Here is a 16,119-nt window from a genome sequence, read left to right as displayed (position 1 = left end):
CTGCCGCACCCGCCGCCCGCGGCGGGTGCTCCCGCGGGCGGGCTGGGCGAGACTTGGCGGGTTGGGCAAGGCTTGAGGTGTGGCGCTGGCCACCATCACACGCCCGGTAACGTCCAGCCGGGGGGACCGTCCGGCCGGACGGGACGGATGGGCCCGGTGGTCTCGCTGTCCGGCGCGGTGCCCACGGGGGCGATCGGACCGGTTCTCTCCTCCGGAGTCTCCGCGGACGTGCGAGCCGGCTGGTCCTGCCCGAAGGGGATCGACGGCTCCTGTCCGAACGGTGTCGGCTGGTCCTGCCCGAACGGGCTCAGCGGCTCCTGCCCGAAGGGACTCGACGGTTCCGCAGCGGGCTGCGCTGGGGTGAAGGGCTGGTCCGGGAGGAAGTAGGAGTCCGAAGGCTTCGCTTCCGGTTCGGACGTCGCCCGCGGCGAACCGAACACCTCTGACCGAGCCCCGGCGTCTGATCCGGTTGGGGACGACTCCCCAACCCGAAGGAACGAGTCGGTGCTGGACGAGACTTCGGCGGTCGGCTCCGGCGTCTGCTGTGCACCGAACGGCTGGCCGGGGTTGAAGAGCGGGTCCGGACTGGACAGTCGCTCGGGTTCGGCCGGCCGTTGGGTGGGGAGGGGCTGGTCTGCCGTGTCGGGTCGGGCGCCTTCGGCCGTTGACCACTCCTGGGTGGCGAGGTCAGCGGCTTCGAACTGCTCCTCGTCGGAGCGGCGCCCGGTCTCGTAGGCGACGAGCGCTTCCGCGAGCAGGTCGGCGAGGCTCAGGTCGCTCGGCTTGCGGCGGCTGCTCGGGCGGCCAGTCCGGCTGCCGGGCTCATCATTGGCCTCGGCCGGCTGCTCCGCACCGGTCGGCGTTGCGGCATCGGTCTCGGAGGTTTCGGTCCCCGGCGTGGCGAACTGAGCAGCGGCGTCTGGCTGGGTCGCCGGCTCGGGCTCCGTGGCGAAGAAGTCGTACTGCGGGGCCGAGTCGGACTCGGTGGCCGAGTCGGATCCGGCCGCAGGCGCAGCGCCGAAGCCGTAGCCCGTGCCAAAGCCAGGACCGCTGTCGTAGTCGGCGGACATGGTCGACCCTGAGCCGATGCTGTCGGCAGGCGTGGCTGAGCCGGCACCGGCGTCCGCGGCCGCACCTGCCGGCGCGGTCGGGTCGGCCGAGATCGACAGGTCCGGCTGGTCGGGTTCGGTGGCCGGGCCCGTCGACATCCTCACGATGGGGTCGACGTCGAAGTCCGGGCTGATCTCGAAGTTCGCCCAGCCGGCTGGATCTGGCAGGGGGCGCTGCTCGGGCTGAGAGGTGTCGGCGGGCGGGTTCGGTTCGGCGCCGAAGCCCGCTTGCGTGCCGAAGGTGGGCTGGGTGCCGAAGTTCGTCTGTGTACCGAACGTCGGTTGGGTGCCGAAGTTCGTCTGCGTACCGAACGTCGGCTGCGTGCCGAAGCTGGTCTGCGTGCCGAAGCTCGGCTGCGCGGCGGAGCCGGGCTGCGTGCTCGGCTGGTCCTGAGGCGGGTTCAGCTGGACCGGGGTTGTGGGCAGGCTCGAGGTGTCGTCCTCCTGCTCCACGTCCGCGGAGCTCAGGAAGGTGCTCGAGAGCAGGTCTGGCTCTGGAGGTTGCGGGATCTCGTCGGGGGTCGGCACCGACGGGACCGGATCTGGGATCGGCGGGAGCGGCTGGCGTTCCTTGTCCGGCTCCGGGTTCGGGGTTGGTTGGGCCGGGTCCGGGTGTTCTGCGGGGTCTGGGGACGGGATGGACGCCGTCGACCACTGCGCGGTGTTGAAGTTGAGGGCGGTGTAGTCGCGCTCGGGGAGCGTGCGCTCGTCGGTGTCGGCTCGGGTAGCCGGGAAGCCGGCGGCCGGGGTCTGGAGCGGGTAGGCCGGGGTCGGGTCGTCCAGGTGGGGGCCGAAGTCCGGGGCCGCCGGAGGGCGCGCGAACGCCGCGGACAGGCCCGAGCGGGACGGGCCGTCCGGGGTGCTCGGGTCGGGGAGGTAGTCCGGGGTGCCCTGGGCGCCGAAATAGGTTTGTGGCGCTTGGGGTTCCTGGGTGTTCGCCTCGTCGTCCTGGCGCAGGTGGGTCGGGGGTTCCACGCGCCACGACGGGGTTTCGGAGGCGGACTCGGCGTCCGGGGCTCGGCGGCGGCCGCCTGCTCGCAGGCCTTGGGCCTTGAGCATGTCGAGGACGCTTTCCGGCTGGGCCCTGGCGGACTCCTCGCGGGCCGCGGCTTCCCTGCGGGCCGCTTCCTCACGGGCGGCGGCGTCGCGTTCTGCGGCCTGGCGGGCGGCTTCCTGGCGCTCGGCTTCTTGGCGGGCTGCCTCTTGGCGCGCAGCTTCCTGACGAGCCGCCTCTTGGCGGGCCAGTTCTTGGCGGGCCAGTTCTTGGCGCTCGGCCTCCAGGCGAGCCGCTTCTTGGCGCTCGGCCTCCTGGCGCGCGGCTTCCTGGCGGGCTGCTTCCTGGCGGGCTGCTTCCTGGCGGGCTGCTTCTTCGGCTGCTTCGCGTTCTGCTTGGGCGCGTTGGTCGGCGCGGGCCTGGCGTTCCGCCTCGATCTGGCGGCGCGCCTCGCGCTGCAGCTCCATGAGCTGTTCTTCGACCTTGCGCTTGCGTTCCTGGTCCGGCGTCAGCTGCTGGGGCTGCGGCTCCGGCGAGGGAGACTCGGGCTGGGTGGTCGGCTGGTCCTCGTCGATTTCGCCTGCGGCCACTCGGGCTGCGCGGCGGCGGCCGCTCACCATGGCGCCTGCGGAGGCGATCAGACCTGAAGCCGGGACTGTGCGGTCGGAAGAAGGCACGGGTGAGGGTGGGGGTTCCAAGGGTTCCGGGGTTTTGTCGTCGGGTTCGCCGAACGGCTGGACCATGCGCCACCGGTCGGCGGCGTGCTGGCGTGCCGCGGACAAACCCTCCACGGTCATGTCTTCGGCAGCTCTGCGCACGCGCTTGACCTTCAGGCCGTCGCCCTTGCGCACCTGGACCGGGCGCCACGTGCGGAGCTGTTGTTTCAGGGCGGCGGACAGGACGCCGTCGGCCACCATCTGCATGCCGTCGAACGGGCGGAGCAGGCTCGCCAGCTGCTGGTGCAGGTCGGCCGGTTGCCGGTGGACACCGGAGAACTCGGCGGCGAGTCTGGCTCGCACCGCGTAGACGGCGCGGGCTCTGCGGCGCTCGGCGGCGTGGGCGGAGCGCAGGTTCGTCAGCGCGTCGGCCAGTTCGCCGGACACCTCGTGCACGTGCGCCAGCGCCAGCAGGCTTTCGGCCAGCAGCGTGTCGAGCTGGTGGCGTTCGGCGCTGGCCGCGGCGTCGCGCAGCATTTCGCGGGCGAGCACGACTCGGCCCGCGGGCAGGTGCACTCGGGTCGCGAGCGCCAGGCGCAGCCAGCCGGAGGTGGAAGCGGACGGGGCGCGCACCGGGCGGTCGAGCAGCGGGGCGCCCACCTCGCTCGCGTCGAGCAGGCGGTTCGCGTCCATCAGCGCGAGCACCAGTTCGAGCGTGAGGCGGCCCATGCCCTGGCCGCTGTCCGCCAACGGGTCGGCGAACCTGCCGAGCAGGTCGAGACCTTCGCGCGCGGCACCGATCGCCGCGGCGATGTCGCCCCACCGGCGGTGCTGGGCTGCCTGCACCGCGCGGATCAGGCCGCGCAGCAGCAGACGGGTGTCGTCGTCGAGCGTCGTGTCGGCGACGTAGAGCTGGTCGGCTTCCGCGAGCGCTCGCGTGGGCTCGTCGCCGCGGCCGACCGTGACGAGGCACTCGCTGGCCTGCACCAGGGCCGAGGCCCGCAGTTCGGCCGGCACGTCCGGGGCTTCGAGCACGGGCGTCACCGCGGCGAAGCCCGTGAGCGGTGCGCCCACGGACCGCGCGCACGCGGCGAGCTCCACCCGCAGCAGCCACGCGGTCTCGTACTCGCCGGCGGCCTCGGCCGCCTTCAGGGCGTCGATCGCCCGGTCGGCGATGCGGACGCCGCGGCCCACGCGGTTGCCCGCGAAGACCACCAACGCCTCGGCGCGGAGCCGTTCGGCTTCGTCGTGACGGGCGGAGGCGAGCGCGAGTGCGCGCTCACCGAGCACCAGAGCGAGCTCCGGTGCCCGCCAACGCAGCCGCCAGGCGGGCACGACCAGCGTGCCCACCTCGACGTTCGCCTGCGTCTCGCCCCTCGCCGCCACGACGTCGCCGTTGCCCTCTCAGTCCCGTGTCAGCTTGCGGTAGGTGACACGGTGCGGCCGGGCCGCCTCGGCGCCCAGACGCTCGAGCTTGTTCTTCTCGTAGCCCTCGAAGTTGCCCTCGAACCAGTACCACTTCGACGGGTCCTCGTCCGTGCCCTCCCACGCGAGGATGTGCGTGGCGACGCGGTCGAGGAACCACCGGTCGTGCGAGATCACGACGGCACAGCCGGGGAACTGCTCAAGAGCGTTCTCCAGCGAGCCCAGGGTCTCGACGTCCAGGTCGTTCGTCGGCTCGTCCAGCAGGATCAGGTTGCCGCCGAGCTTCAGCGTGAGCGCGAGGTTCAGGCGGTTGCGCTCACCACCGGACAGCACGCCCGCGGGCTTCTGCTGGTCCGGGCCCTTGAAGCCGAACGCGCTGACGTACGCGCGCGAGGGCATCTCGACGTTGCCGACGTGGATGTAGTCGAGCCCGCCGGACACGACCTCCCACACGTTCTTCTTCGGGTCGATGCCGCCGCGGTTCTGGTCGACGTACGACAGCAGCACCGTCTCGCCGACCTTCACGTCGCCGGCGTCCGGCTTCTCGAGGCCGACGATCGTCTTGAACAGCGTCGTCTTGCCGACACCGTTCGGACCGATGACGCCCACGATGCCGTTGCGCGGCAAGGTGAACGACAGCCCGTCGATCAGCACGCGGTCGCCGAAGCCCTTCTTCAGCTTGTCGACCTCGACCACGACGTTGCCCAGACGCGGGCCCGGCGGGATCTGGATCTCCTCGAAGTCGAGCTTGCGCGTCTTCTCCGCCTCGGCCGCCATCTCCTCGTAGCGGTCGAGACGCGCCTTGGACTTGGCCTGGCGGGCCTTGGCGCCGGAGCGCACCCAGTCCAGCTCGTCCTTGAGGCGCTTCTGCAGCTTCTGGTCCTTCTTGCCCTGGACGGCCAGCCGCTCGGCCTTCTTCTCCAGGTAGGTGGAGTAGTTGCCCTCGTACGGGTGGGTCCGGCCGCGGTCGATCTCGAGGATCCACTCGGCGAGGTTGTCCAGGAAGTACCGGTCGTGGGTGACGGCGAGCACGGCGCCGCTGTACTGCGCGAGGTGCTGCTCCAGCCACAGGACGCTCTCCGCGTCCAGGTGGTTGGTGGGCTCGTCGAGCAGCAGCAGGTCGGGCTTGCTCAGCAGCAGCTTGCACAGCGCGACGCGGCGGCGCTCACCACCGGAGAGCTTGGTGACGTCGGCGTCCGGGGGCGGGCAGCGCAGGGCGTCCATCGCCTGCTCCAGCTGGGAGTCGAGGTCCCACGCGTCGGCGTGGTCGAGCTCCTCCTGGAGCTTGCCCATCTCCTCCATCAGCTCGTCGGAGTAGTCGGTCGCCATCAGCTCGGCGATCTCGTTGAAGCGGTCGAGCTTCACCTTGATCTCGCCCAGGCCCTCCTGGACGTTGCCGAGGACGGTCTTCTCCTCGTTGAGCGGCGGCTCCTGCTGCAGGATGCCCACGGTGTAACCGGGGGACAGGTACGCCTCGCCGTTGTTGGGCTGGTCCAACCCCGCCATGATCTTGAGCACGCTCGACTTGCCGGCGCCGTTGGGACCGACCACACCGATCTTCGCGCCGGGGTAGAACATGATCGTGACGTCATCGAGGATGACCTTGTCACCGTGCGCCTTGCGCACCTTTTTCATGGTGTAGATGAACTCGGCCATGGCGGCGATCGTAGAGCGGTGCTCAGAGGCTCCTGACCTCGGTCGCCGACAAGCACGTGTCCGCCCCCGGATCGAGCGTCACGCGAGTCGGTGACCAGCCCGTTCCGTTCGAACGTGAACGACTCTCGGCGATCGGTCCTCAGCGGCCCCGATCTACGAGCTTCCCTCCTTCTTGGTTCGCAGTGCGTACATCTTCACCGGCAGCACATCCGGATCGGGTGAGATCGAAGAAGTCCCGCGCACGGTTGCCCCGAAGGGCGCAAGATCAAAACGGCACGGGTTCCCCGGCGAGATCCTCACTCGCCCGCGGTTCAACGACGGGAGCGGAGCCCAGTGACTGCACCCGGCTCAGATCCAGCCCGACGTGGAGCGCGTCCAGGTTGAACGCGGTCTTCTTCACGTCGTCCTTCTCGTAGTGCCGCATGCGCAGCTTGCCCTGGACGATCACGGGATCACCTTTGGACAGCGCGGTTTTCACGCTGTCCGCGAGCTTGCGCCAGCAGGAGACCCCCAGCCAGAGGGTCTCGCCGTCCTCCCAGTCGCCGATCGAGGTGTTGTAGCGGCGCTCGGTCGAGTTGATGTGGAAGAAGGCGTTCGTCTTGCCGTCGTCGCCGAAGCGGTACGAGATCTCACTCGCCACCTGACCAACGACGGTGACCACCGTGGAATTCCAGGACATCGGGTTTTGCCTCCAGGGTCGTGGGGTTGCTGGTTCAGGTTGCTCCTGGAGGGGCCGGCGGGAGTGGAGGGGACGGGGATCTGTGGATTACTCGCGGGTTGTGGACAGGTCGGGATCTTGAACGACCTCGAACGGCGAAATTGTCGGGGGTGTGTGCTAGAGCGACGCTCGAGCCGAAGCGAGTGAGTGAGCGCCCACTCATTGACATGAGTGAGTGCTCACTCATACAGTTGCAGGCGTGTCAGAGGAACCACGCCGCCGCCGCGCCCCCGCGATGAGCCCGGAAGACCGCCGTGAAGCGATCGTCCAGGCCACGCTGCCGCTCGTCGTGATGGCCGGCGCGAACGTCACCACCAGCCAGATCGCCGCGGCGGCCGGCATCGCGGAAGGCACGGTCTTCCGCGTCTTCAAGGACAAGGCGGAGCTGCTCGACTCGTGCGTCCAACGCGCGTTGCGCTCAGACGAAGAGGTCGCCCGCCTCGAAGCGATCCCCACGGACGTGCCATTGGCGGAACGGCTGACCTCGGGCGTCGCCACGTTCAGCGGATACCTCGACCGCATGTGGGGCCTCATCGGCACGTTGCGCGAGACCGGCTACCAGCCGCACGACGAGGAACAGAAGAAGCACAAGGGACCGCCGATCGGCATGCAGCAGCTGTCCGAGGCCGTCGCGGGCCTGTTCGGCGAGGAGGAGCTGCGCGTCAGCCCTGACCTCGCGGCGCGGATGCTGCTCGGCGCCGTCTTCACGAACCGGATGGGTGCGGGTTTCGGCCAGACGACCGCCGAACCCGAGGCCATCGTCGACCTTTTCCTGCACGGCGCACTCAAGGGGGAGACAGATGAGTGAGCTCATGATCGAAGCCACCGAGGTGAGCAAGAAGTTCGGTGACGTGCACGCTCTCGACGGCGTCAGTGTCACCGCGAAGAAGGGCACCGTGCTCGGCCTCCTGGGCCACAACGGCGCCGGCAAGACCACGCTCGTCAACATCCTCACCACGATGCTGCCGCTGTCCGCGGGCAACGCGCGGGTCGCAGGGTTCGACGTCGCGAAGCAGGGCCACGAGGTCCGCAGCCGCATCGGCCTGACCGGCCAGTTCGCCGCCGTCGACGAACAGCTCAGCGGCCACGACAACCTCGTGCTGATCGCCCGCCTGCTCGGCGCCGGCCGCAAGCAGGCCCACCAGCGCGCGGACGACCTGCTCGAGCAGTTCGACCTCACCGACGCCGCAAAGCGCAACGCCAAGACCTACTCCGGCGGCATGCGGCGCCGGCTCGACCTCGCGGCCAGCCTGGTCGGCCGCCCGGAGGTCCTGTTCCTGGACGAGCCGACCACCGGTCTCGACCCGGCCAGCCGCATCGGGATGTGGGAGATCGTCGAGAAGCTCGTCGCCGACGGCACCACCGTGCTGCTCACGACGCAGTACCTCGACGAGGCCGACCGGCTCGCCGACACGATCACCGTGCTGTCCCACGGCAAGGTCGTCGCGTCCGGCACGTCGGCCGAGCTCAAGGCCCAGGTCGGCCAGCGCACGGTGACCGTGACGCTCGACTCGGCGTCCGAAGTGGACACCGCGCTGAAGGCGATCAACGCGGTGGGCCTCCACCCCGTTGCCGAGGGCCTCACGCTCACCACGCCCGTCAGCGCGTCACGCGACCTTGCGACGGTCGTGCGCGCGTTGGACGACAACGGCTTGGAGGCACACGAAATCGGCCTCGCTGAGCCCACCTTGGACGACGTCTACCTCACTCTCGCCGCGAACTAGGGGGAATCATGGCGACCTTGACCTGGCACGGCAGCAGCTACCCGACACAGGTGCTCGTGCTGACCGGCCGTTCACTCAGAGCGTTGTTGCGCACGCCCGCACTCGTCTTCTTCAGCGTGCTGCAGCCGTTGATCATGCTGACGCTGTTCAGCCAGATCTTCAGCAGCATCACGTCGACGGCGAACTTCCCGCCGGGCATGAGTTACATCAACTTCCTGCTGCCCGCGATCCTCGTGAACACCGCGATGCAGTCCTCTCTCGCGTCCGGCATCGGACTCGTGCAGGACATGTCGAACGGTGTGCTCGCACGGTTCCGTTCGCTGCCCATCAGGCCGAGCACGGTTCTGTTGGCGCGCAACCTCTCCGACGCGGTGCGGACCGGGTTCCAGCTCGTGCTGATGATCGCGTTCGGTGTGCTGGTGTTCGGGTTCCGGCCGGACGGCGGCATGCTCGGCACGCTCGCGGCACTGGGCCTCGCGCTGGTCGTCGGATGGGCGCTGAGCTGGGTGTTCATCGCGATCGCCGCCTGGGTGCGCAAGGCGGAGCTGATGCAGACCGTCGGCTTCCTGGCGATGTTCCCGCTGATGTTCGCGTCCAGCGCGTTCGTTCCGGTCAGCGGCCTGCCGGGCTGGCTGCAGGCGGTCGCGAAGATCAACCCGCTGACCTACGCGGTCGACGCCGCCCGCAGCCTGGCGCTGGCCCACCCCGTGACGGGAGTGGTCGGCGCGTTGGTCACGAGCGGCGCGATCGCGGTCATTGGTGCGTTCTTCGCGGTCCGCGGATTCCGCAGGCCCTTGTCGATCTAGTCCTTGCCCGCCATCTTGCGCAGCATCGCGTTGTAGGCCGCGAGGTCGGCGTCCCCATCGGCGTCGGCCTTGCGGTCCAACCGCTTCGCGTCTCTGCCGTCCTGCCGCGCCCACTGCGCGAGCAGGGCGACCATGACCACCAGCAACGGGATCTCCCCCGCCGCCCACGCGATGCCGCCGCCGAGCCGTTGGTCCTCCAGCAGGTTCTGCACCCACGGCAACGAAAGTCCGCGGTAGAACTGCTCGCCGATGACGTTCTGCGAACTCATCAGCACGACGCCGAAGAACGCGTGGAACGGGATCGACGCGAACAACAGCCCCAACCGGCCGAGCGGCGGCAACTTGTTCGGTGCCGGGTCCACGCCGATCACGGGCCAGTAGAAGACGTAGCCGGCGAGGATGAAGTGGGCGTTCATCGCGAGGTGCGCCCAGTGGAACGGCAACGCGGCCTCGAACAGCCCTGAGAAGTACAGCGCGTAGAAGGACCCGACGAACAACGCCAGCGCAACGAAGGGGTTCGTGAGGACCCGCGCGACCGGTGAGTGCACGAAGGCCAGCAACCACTCTCGCGGCCCCGGCACCTCCTTGTTGACCGGCAACGCGCGCAACGCCAGCGTGACGGGTCCACCCAGGACGAACAGGATCGGCGTCAGCATGGACAGCACCATGTGCGCTTCCATGTGGACGCTGAACATCGCCGGCGAGTACCGGCCCATGCCCGACGACGTCGCGAAGAGCAGCGAGAAGCAGCCGCACAGCCACGCGACGGTCCGTCCGACCGGCCACTTGTCGCCGCGCTTGACCAGCCTGCGCACGCCCAGCACGTAGAGCAGTGCCAGAGCCAGCGCCGCCGTGCCGAAGATGAGGTCGAAGCGCCAGTCGAACAGGATGCGCGCCAGCGTGGGCGGCCCGTCGAGGTCGTAGCCGATGGCGATCTCCGTGCGGCTGGGCAGTTCGACGCTGCCGCTAGGAGGAGGCGTGCGAGCCAGCGCGACCGCGAGCCCGATCGTGAACATCATCAGCAGCACTTCGAGGCCCGCGAGCTTGAGCAACGCGTGCGGCTTCCCGTCGACCACGCCCTTCACGCCGCGTTCGCGCTGGAAGTAGCCGAACACGCCGAGCAGCAGCAGACAGGCCAGTTTGCCGAGCGTCAGCCAGCCGTAGGTCGACGTGACGAGGTCGACCGGCGTGACACGCACGAGCGCGTTGACGACGCCGGAGACGGCCATGACGATCCAGCAGACCAGTGCCAGCTTCGAGAACCGCGTCGCGGCGAGCGGCAGGTGAGCACCGCCACGCCTGCCGTGCGCGAGCAACGCGATGAGGCCGCCCACCCACAACACGGCCGCGATGAGGTGGAACAGCAGGCTGTTCGTAGCCATGTCGTGCGAGCCACCCGACGACGAGTGGCCGGTGACCGCGACCGGCACCAACGCGAAGATGGCCAGGAACAGCAGGACCGTCGTCCACGCCCACGACAGCACCAGCCGGCAGCCGAGTGCGAGCAAGCTCACGATGATCGCCGTCAGGATCCACGCCTTCGACTGCTCCAGCAGCATCGCCGTCGCGATCATCTGGCTGAAGCTGAACGAGCTGACCGGCCGGTCGATCGCCGCCGCCGTGTTGAACGGCACAGAGAGAAGCGCGCCGACGAGCCACACGAGCGCGAACCACCCAGCGGTGCGCATCGCGGCGTAACCGTCGGCTGCGAGAGTGCCGGACTTCTGCGGTGGCACGAGGAACGCCGCCAGCAGCAACGAGCCGATGGTCACCACCGCGCCTGTCTCGGTCAGCACGCGCACGATCAGCAGCCCTGCCGGAGGGTTGCCCGAGAGCGCGCTCAACGCAACGGCAGCGAGGGCCGCCACTGCGAAGCCGATGACGACTAGGGGCACCAATCCCGTTCTGGTGGAGCGCTCGATTGCCACGTCCAGGAGCGTACGACCCTCTAGTGTTGCGCCGTGTGAGACGTTCTCTCCTCCTCCTGCTCGCAGTGTTGGCCGTGGCCGGCTGCTCGTACCGCATCCAGGGCGAACCCATCGCCGAGCCGCTGCCGCCGCTGGCCATCGCGACGCCGCGCAAGACCACCGGCGTCGACCCGTGCAGGCTCATCACGGAGACGGACCTCAAGCCGATCGGGACGCTCAAGGTCCCGGCCGCACCACGCGCCGAGATGCCGAACTCGTGTCTCTTCACGTTGAAGGAGAGCGCGTGCGTGGTGGTGGCGGTCCCCTACCGGTCGTTCGACGAGTCGAAGAACATTCAGAAGAAGGGCCGCGAGGTCCAGACCGGCAAGCACGCCACGTGGCTCAGCTGCGGCAAGCAGGAGAAGGACATGGTGTGCACGGCGACCATCGCGGTGACGCGCGGCGAGTCGCTGATGGTCGCCATCGGCATGAGCGGCAGCGTCACCGAGGCCAAGGCACGCGACCTGCTGGAACCGATCGGCGTCGAGGCCCTCAAACGGATGCCGGCTGCCTAGCGGCCCGCCTGGCCAGCCAGGTCGCCGGGATGATCAGCGCGGTGACCAGCGCCACGAACCCGAGCGACACCACGAGCGAACTCACGTGCGCCAGACCGCCCACGATCGGCGGGCCCGCGAGGAACCCCGTGTAGGCGATCGTCGTCACAAGGCCCAGCTCACGTTCGCCGCCGCTGCCGTCCGCGCGTTTGCCGATCTCGCTCGCCAGGTCCATGACCACGGGGAACGAGAACGCGAGTCCCAGCCCGGCCAGGCCGAACCCGAGGTAGCCGGACGTCGGCAGGGGAATCAGCACCGCCAGCGCCAGTCCCGTTGCGGCTAGACCTCCGCCCACTGCGAGGAGGCGGTGCGGGCCCAGCTTGCGTTGGATCGGCTCGCCGAACCACCGTGCGAGTGCCATCGCGATGGAGAAGCCCGCATAGGCGTATGCACCCGCCGCGTCACCCATACCGCGCTCACGCACCATGAACAACGCCGACCAGTCCGCCGCCGCCCCTTCCGCGATGGCGCTGCACAGCGCGACGCTCGCCAACAGCCAGAGGACCGGGCTCTTGAGCACGTTCGTGCGTTCGGTGACTTCTTCCCTGTGGCGCTCCCCTACTCCTCCGGGGATGTGTTTCGCGATGAGCGCGGTGACGAGTAGACCCACGATCGCTGCTGCGATGAAGTGCTTCATCGGCGTCCAGTGCGCCTGAGCGGCGGCGGCACTGCCCAACGACCCGATGAGGCCGCCGAAGCTGAAGCCCGCGTGGAACTGCGGCATCAACGGCCGTTGCAAGTCACGGACGACAACGACCGCAGCGACGTTCATCGATACGTCCATCGCGGCGACGCTCGCGCCCAGTGCGATGAGCGTCAGCCCGAACTGCAGCGGTGACCGCGACAGCGCGAGCACGGGCAGAAGGAGCGGACTGAGGAGGCTGCTCGCTATCAGCACCATGCGCGACCCGTGGACCGCACAGATCCGCGCGGCTATTGGCGCCGTGACGGCCAGACCTGCGCTCGCCCCGAGCAACGCCAGCCCGAGGCTGCCGGGTTCCGCGCCGATCTGCTCGGCGAGCGCGGGCACGCGGGCGGCCCAGGTGCCGAAGACAGCGCCGTTCAGCAGGAAGACGATGAACGTGGCCAGGCGTGGGGACATGCGTTCCAGCATGACTGAAGCGCTTCAGTCCCGCCAGTGATTTGGGTCCGATCTCTCGCCTACGATGCTGTCCGTGGACTCCGATCGCCGACGCAGGCCGACGCTGGACACCGTCGCCGCAGCGGTCGGGGTTTCCAGGGCCACGGTGTCGAACGCGTACAACCGCCCCGACCAGCTGTCGTCGTCGTTGCGCGAACGCATCCTCGAGACAGCGCGCGCTCTGGGCTATGCAGGCCCAGATCCCGTAGCGCGCTCTCTGGCCACACGGTCGTCAGCCGCCGTGGGTTTCATGCTGCCGCAGGGCCTGTCCGGCGCGTTCTCGGATCCAGCGCTCTCGATCGTGCTCGACGGCCTGGCCTCCACCGTCGACGGCCACGACCACAGCCTCGTACTCATGCCAGGCGACTCCACAGGCGGTCCGCGCCCCTCGATCGTGACGCGCGCACAAGCGGACGTGATGGTGGCCTACTCGCTGCCGGACACAGCCCCGGCGTTCGAAGCCGTGGCCGCCCGCGGACTGCCGTTGGTCGTGATCGACCAGCCGGTGCTGCCGAACTCGGCGCGCGTCGAGGTGCAGGACTACCTGGGCGCTTCTTTCGCCGCCTCGCTGCTGCTGGGCCTCGGACACTCGCTCTTCGGCGTTCTGACGTTCTCGCTGCACCCGGACGGCGTATCGGGCCCCGTGTCGTTCGAGCGCCGTTCGGACGTGCCGTTCCGCGTGAGCCGCGACCGGCTGGGTGGCTACCTCGACACTTTGGAAAAAGCCGGGGTGAAACCGGACAATGTCCCGGTGTGGGAGGCGCGCGGCAGTGATCGCGAGCTCGGACGTCTCGGCGCGCGGTGGTTGCTCACCCGCACGCCACGGCCGAGCGCTCTGCTGTGCGCGTCGGACCAACTGGCCTTCGGCTGCCTGCAAGCCGCCCGCGATCTGGGCCTGACCGTTCCTCGGGACGTTTCCGTCGTCGGCTTCGACGACGTCCCCGAGGCGGCCTACAGCGACCCGCCGCTGACTACTGTGCGTCAACCCCTGGCCGACAAGGGCAGGCGCGCGGGCGAGCTGGCGCTGAAGTTACTGGCCGGCGGCAGACCGCCGCGGCCAACGAGACTCGACGTTTCCCTCGTGGAGAGAGCCTCAGCGGCCCTGCGAACGTGACCCTCATCACGTTTAGACTGTTTTCGTCACCCGTTCGGCGGTAAGGCGGAAACGGTCGATCGACTCCGGACGATGTGTCCGGTGGGGGCACCGGCGACCACACATCGTGGCTGCCTGTCTCCTCAAGCCTCCGTAGCTCAGTGGAGAGAGCGAGGGACTTCTAATCCCGAGGTCGCAGGTTCGAATCCTGCCGGGGGCGCTCGTGGCGAGGGGTGAGGTGTGTCTGCGGAGAGTGCAGACCACGCCTCACCCCTCGCGTTTTGAGTGTGCCGTTGCGGCATGGTGTCCACTGGATGTGTGTTGGGGTGGAGCACTCGGCAGTTGGCTGAGCTAGCCGGGACTACGTTGCGGACGATTCGGCACTACCACGACGTCGGGCTGCTTGCTGAGCCGCAAAGGCGGGCCAACGGGTACAAGAGTTATGGCGTGCCGCACCTCGTGCGGGTGTTGCGGATCAAGCGGCTCACCGATCTGGGGTTGTCGCTCGCGCAGATCGGGGAGCTCGGCGAGGCTGACGAGCATCCCGAGGAGGCGTTGCGGGCGTTGGACGCCGAGTTGGCCGGGACGATCGAGCGGCTTCAGCGAGTGAGGGCCGAACTCGGGGTGATTCTGCGGCAGGCGGCGCCCACCGACTTGCCGCCTGGGTTGGCCAAAGCGGTGGTGGATGCGGAGTTGTCGCCCGCTGATCGGTCGTTCGCCGTTGTGCTGGCGCAGGTGCTCGCTCCGGCGACGTTGGCGCGGTATGCGGAGTCGTTGCACGGGTATGCGCAGGATCCGGTGATCGTCGAGTTCGACGGCTTGGCGGCTGATGCTGACGAGGAGACGCGGCAGGACCTTGCTGAGCGGATGCGTGGGGCGCCGGCCGTGCTGAGGATGCGGGCCCTGTTTCCGCAGGGCGTGTATGCGGACGCGCCTCGTGGGGAGGCGTACGCGATGGAGACTGCTGGGCGGGCGTTGGTCGAGCTTTACAACGCCGCGCAGATCGATGTGCTGGTTCGGATGAAGCGCGGCGGTGGATAGCCTGCGGCGTGGACAAGACGCGGTTGGGCATCGGGCTGGTCGTTGGCGTTCTGGTGGTGCAGGCGCTGGCCAGTCTGTTGTGGAGTGCTGACGCGACGTTGACCGGGGTGGCGTTGGCGTTCAACGCGGTGGCTGCGGTGTCGACCGGGCTGTTCGTGCGGCGGGGCGGGCGGGCTGCTTGGGTGGTGGCCGGGTGGTGTGCCGGGTTCTTCGGGTGGCACGTCGTCGGGCTCGGTGAGTTGGCCGGGTGGTGGACGACCGGGCTGGATGCGGCGTTTCTCGTGGCGGCGCAGTACCAGCTGTCGGTCGTCTATCAGGCGGTGATGGCCACGGCGGCCGGGTTTGCCGTGCACCTGTTGTTGCCGCGGCGTTAGCGCCAGGTGGTGGCCACGTACGTGTCGAAGCTGGTGGCGGGGCGGCCCAGCAGGCGGGTGATGTCGTCGGTCGGGGTGGCCAGCAGGCCCTTGCGCATGGCTTCGTAGACCGCGTTCAGTTCGGCGGCTTCGGCCTCGGGAACTCCCTGGGAGAGCAGGGCATCGTGGTATTCGGCCGGGGTCAGCTCGACCAGTTCGATGGCCGGGGAGATCTTGCGCAGGGCGTCGGTGAACGTCAGCGCTTCGGGGCCGGTGAGGTTGTAGGTCTGGCCGTCGTGTTCGCCGTTGGAGGTCAGGACCAGCGTGGCCACCTCGGCGATGTCCTGGACGTCCACGAACGGTTCCGGGGTGCCGTCGACCGGGAGGGACAGGCGACCGGCGCGGACCTCGGACTCCCAGATCTCCTCGGAGAAGTTCTGGTTGAAGTTGTTGGCGCGCAGGATGGTCCAGGACAGGTCGCTGGCGCGGAGTGCTTCTTCCGCGGCGCGCATGCCCTGGAAGAACTCGGCTGGGGCCTCGTCGAGGCCGCGGCCGGAGAGCAGGACCAGGCGGCGGACGCCGGAGGACTTGGCCAGGCGCACGAAGGGTTCGGCTGCCGCTGGGTCGTACGGGGCGATGACGTAGGCCGCTGTGACGCCGTGCAGGGCCGGTTGCCAGGTGGACTCGTCTGACCAGTCGAAACGAACTGCGCTGGAGCGGGAGGCTGGGCGGATCTGAACGCCGGCTGCGGAGAGGGCGCGGACCACGCGGCGGCCCGTCTTGCCGGTCGGGCCCAGTACCAAGATCTCTTGTGACATGGCTTCAGCCAACTTCACCGCGCAGCCGTCGACCATGGGTGAGAGTTCATCGATGATGTTCGAT

13 protein-coding genes and 1 tRNA gene are annotated in these 16,119 nt (G+C 69.0%); 8 read left to right on the top strand and 6 right to left on the bottom strand.

Going from position 1 to position 16,119, the window contains the following annotated elements; translation table 11 throughout:
- Nucleotides 1-95: 95 nt before the first annotated feature.
- The 3 genes from DI276_RS44570 to DI276_RS44560 form a co-directional block, all read right to left on the bottom strand.
- Entirely contained in the window at nucleotides 96-4,145 is a 4,050-nt protein-coding gene (locus DI276_RS44570) for an ATP-binding protein (RefSeq protein ID WP_112275513.1), read from the bottom strand.
- An 18-nt stretch (nucleotides 4,146-4,163) separates the two neighbouring features.
- Nucleotides 4,164-5,840: an energy-dependent translational throttle protein EttA gene (gene ettA, locus DI276_RS44565; RefSeq protein ID WP_112275511.1), complete on the bottom strand. Its 1,677-nt coding sequence runs from the start codon at nucleotides 5,838-5,840 to the stop codon at nucleotides 4,164-4,166.
- Between the two features lie 265 nt (nucleotides 5,841-6,105).
- Nucleotides 6,106-6,501, bottom strand: coding sequence for a single-stranded DNA-binding protein (locus DI276_RS44560; RefSeq protein WP_232837349.1), 396 nt, complete (start codon nucleotides 6,499-6,501; stop codon nucleotides 6,106-6,108).
- 256 nt (nucleotides 6,502-6,757) lie between these two features.
- Here DI276_RS44560 and DI276_RS44555 point away from each other — a divergent pair, with 256 nt between their 5' ends.
- From DI276_RS44555 to DI276_RS44545, 3 genes are read left to right on the top strand one after another with little or no spacing between them, the layout of a single operon-like run.
- Entirely contained in the window at nucleotides 6,758-7,366 is a 609-nt protein-coding gene (locus tag DI276_RS44555) for a TetR/AcrR family transcriptional regulator (protein WP_112275507.1), read from the top strand.
- Nucleotides 7,359-8,282, top strand: a complete 924-nt coding sequence (locus tag DI276_RS44550; protein WP_112275505.1) for an ATP-binding cassette domain-containing protein — start codon at nucleotides 7,359-7,361, stop codon at nucleotides 8,280-8,282. The genes DI276_RS44555 and DI276_RS44550 overlap by 8 nt, the downstream gene beginning before the upstream one ends.
- Before the next feature lie 8 nt (nucleotides 8,283-8,290).
- Nucleotides 8,291-9,088, top strand: a complete 798-nt coding sequence (locus DI276_RS44545) for an ABC transporter permease (RefSeq protein ID WP_112275503.1) — start codon at nucleotides 8,291-8,293, stop codon at nucleotides 9,086-9,088.
- Here the strand turns inward: DI276_RS44545 and DI276_RS44540 are convergent.
- Entirely contained in the window at nucleotides 9,085-11,016 is a 1,932-nt protein-coding gene (locus tag DI276_RS44540) for a cytochrome c oxidase assembly protein (protein ID WP_332874760.1), read from the bottom strand. The two genes, DI276_RS44545 and DI276_RS44540, sit on opposite strands and share 4 nt — an antisense overlap.
- Nucleotides 11,017-11,051: 35 nt before the next feature.
- Between DI276_RS44540 and DI276_RS44535 the strand changes: the two genes are divergently transcribed.
- Nucleotides 11,052-11,570, top strand: coding sequence for a lipoprotein (locus DI276_RS44535; protein ID WP_157985344.1), 519 nt, complete (start codon nucleotides 11,052-11,054; stop codon nucleotides 11,568-11,570).
- On the opposite strand, the gene DI276_RS44530 is transcribed toward DI276_RS44535, so the two are convergent.
- Nucleotides 11,548-12,711 carry an MFS transporter gene (locus DI276_RS44530; protein ID WP_112275769.1) on the bottom strand — a complete coding sequence of 388 codons (1,164 nt, stop codon included), beginning with the start codon at nucleotides 12,709-12,711 and terminating at the stop codon, nucleotides 11,548-11,550. The two genes, DI276_RS44535 and DI276_RS44530, sit on opposite strands and share 23 nt — an antisense overlap.
- 73 nt (nucleotides 12,712-12,784) lie before the next feature.
- Between DI276_RS44530 and DI276_RS44525 the strand changes: the two genes are divergently transcribed.
- From DI276_RS44525 to DI276_RS44510, 4 genes are all read left to right on the top strand, one after another.
- Nucleotides 12,785-13,864 (top strand): LacI family DNA-binding transcriptional regulator, encoded by a 1,080-nt coding sequence (locus DI276_RS44525; protein WP_112275766.1) that lies wholly within the window; start codon nucleotides 12,785-12,787, stop codon nucleotides 13,862-13,864.
- Nucleotides 13,865-13,990: 126 nt separating this feature from the next.
- Nucleotides 13,991-14,063, top strand: a tRNA-Arg gene (locus DI276_RS44520).
- A gap of 122 nt (nucleotides 14,064-14,185) precedes the next feature.
- Nucleotides 14,186-14,884: a helix-turn-helix domain-containing protein gene (locus DI276_RS44515; RefSeq protein WP_408610634.1), complete on the top strand. Its 699-nt coding sequence runs from the start codon at nucleotides 14,186-14,188 to the stop codon at nucleotides 14,882-14,884.
- A gap of 8 nt (nucleotides 14,885-14,892) precedes the next feature.
- A complete protein-coding gene (locus tag DI276_RS44510; protein WP_112275497.1) occupies nucleotides 14,893-15,258 on the top strand; it encodes a hypothetical protein in 366 nt (121 codons plus the stop codon).
- Here the strand turns inward: DI276_RS44510 and DI276_RS44505 are convergent.
- Entirely contained in the window at nucleotides 15,255-16,055 is an 801-nt protein-coding gene (locus DI276_RS44505; protein ID WP_112275762.1) for an NAD(P)H-binding protein, read from the bottom strand. The genes DI276_RS44510 and DI276_RS44505 overlap by 4 nt on opposite strands.
- Nucleotides 16,056-16,119 lie beyond the last annotated feature (64 nt).

Origin of the sequence: Lentzea terrae, from assembly GCF_003265345.1 — a bacterium.
Taxonomy (GTDB): Bacteria; Actinomycetota; Actinomycetes; order Mycobacteriales; family Pseudonocardiaceae; genus Lentzea; species Lentzea terrae.
Note: the sequence above shows the minus strand (reverse complement) of the source record. Positions and strands in the feature narration are given on the sequence as shown.

Excerpts from the sequence above, each read along its gene's own strand:
- DI276_RS44530 (WP_112275769.1), bottom strand. The coding sequence starts at position 12,711 with ATGTCCCCACGCCTGGCCACGTTCATCGTCTTCCTGCTGAACGGCGCT.
- DI276_RS44505 (WP_112275762.1), bottom strand. The coding sequence starts at position 16,055 with ATGTCACAAGAGATCTTGGTACTGGGCCCGACCGGCAAGACGGGCCGC.
- DI276_RS44550 (WP_112275505.1), top strand. The coding sequence starts at position 7,359 with ATGAGTGAGCTCATGATCGAAGCCACCGAGGTGAGCAAGAAGTTCGGT.
- ettA (WP_112275511.1), bottom strand. The coding sequence starts at position 5,840 with ATGGCCGAGTTCATCTACACCATGAAAAAGGTGCGCAAGGCGCACGGT.
- DI276_RS44545 (WP_112275503.1), top strand. The coding sequence starts at position 8,291 with ATGGCGACCTTGACCTGGCACGGCAGCAGCTACCCGACACAGGTGCTC.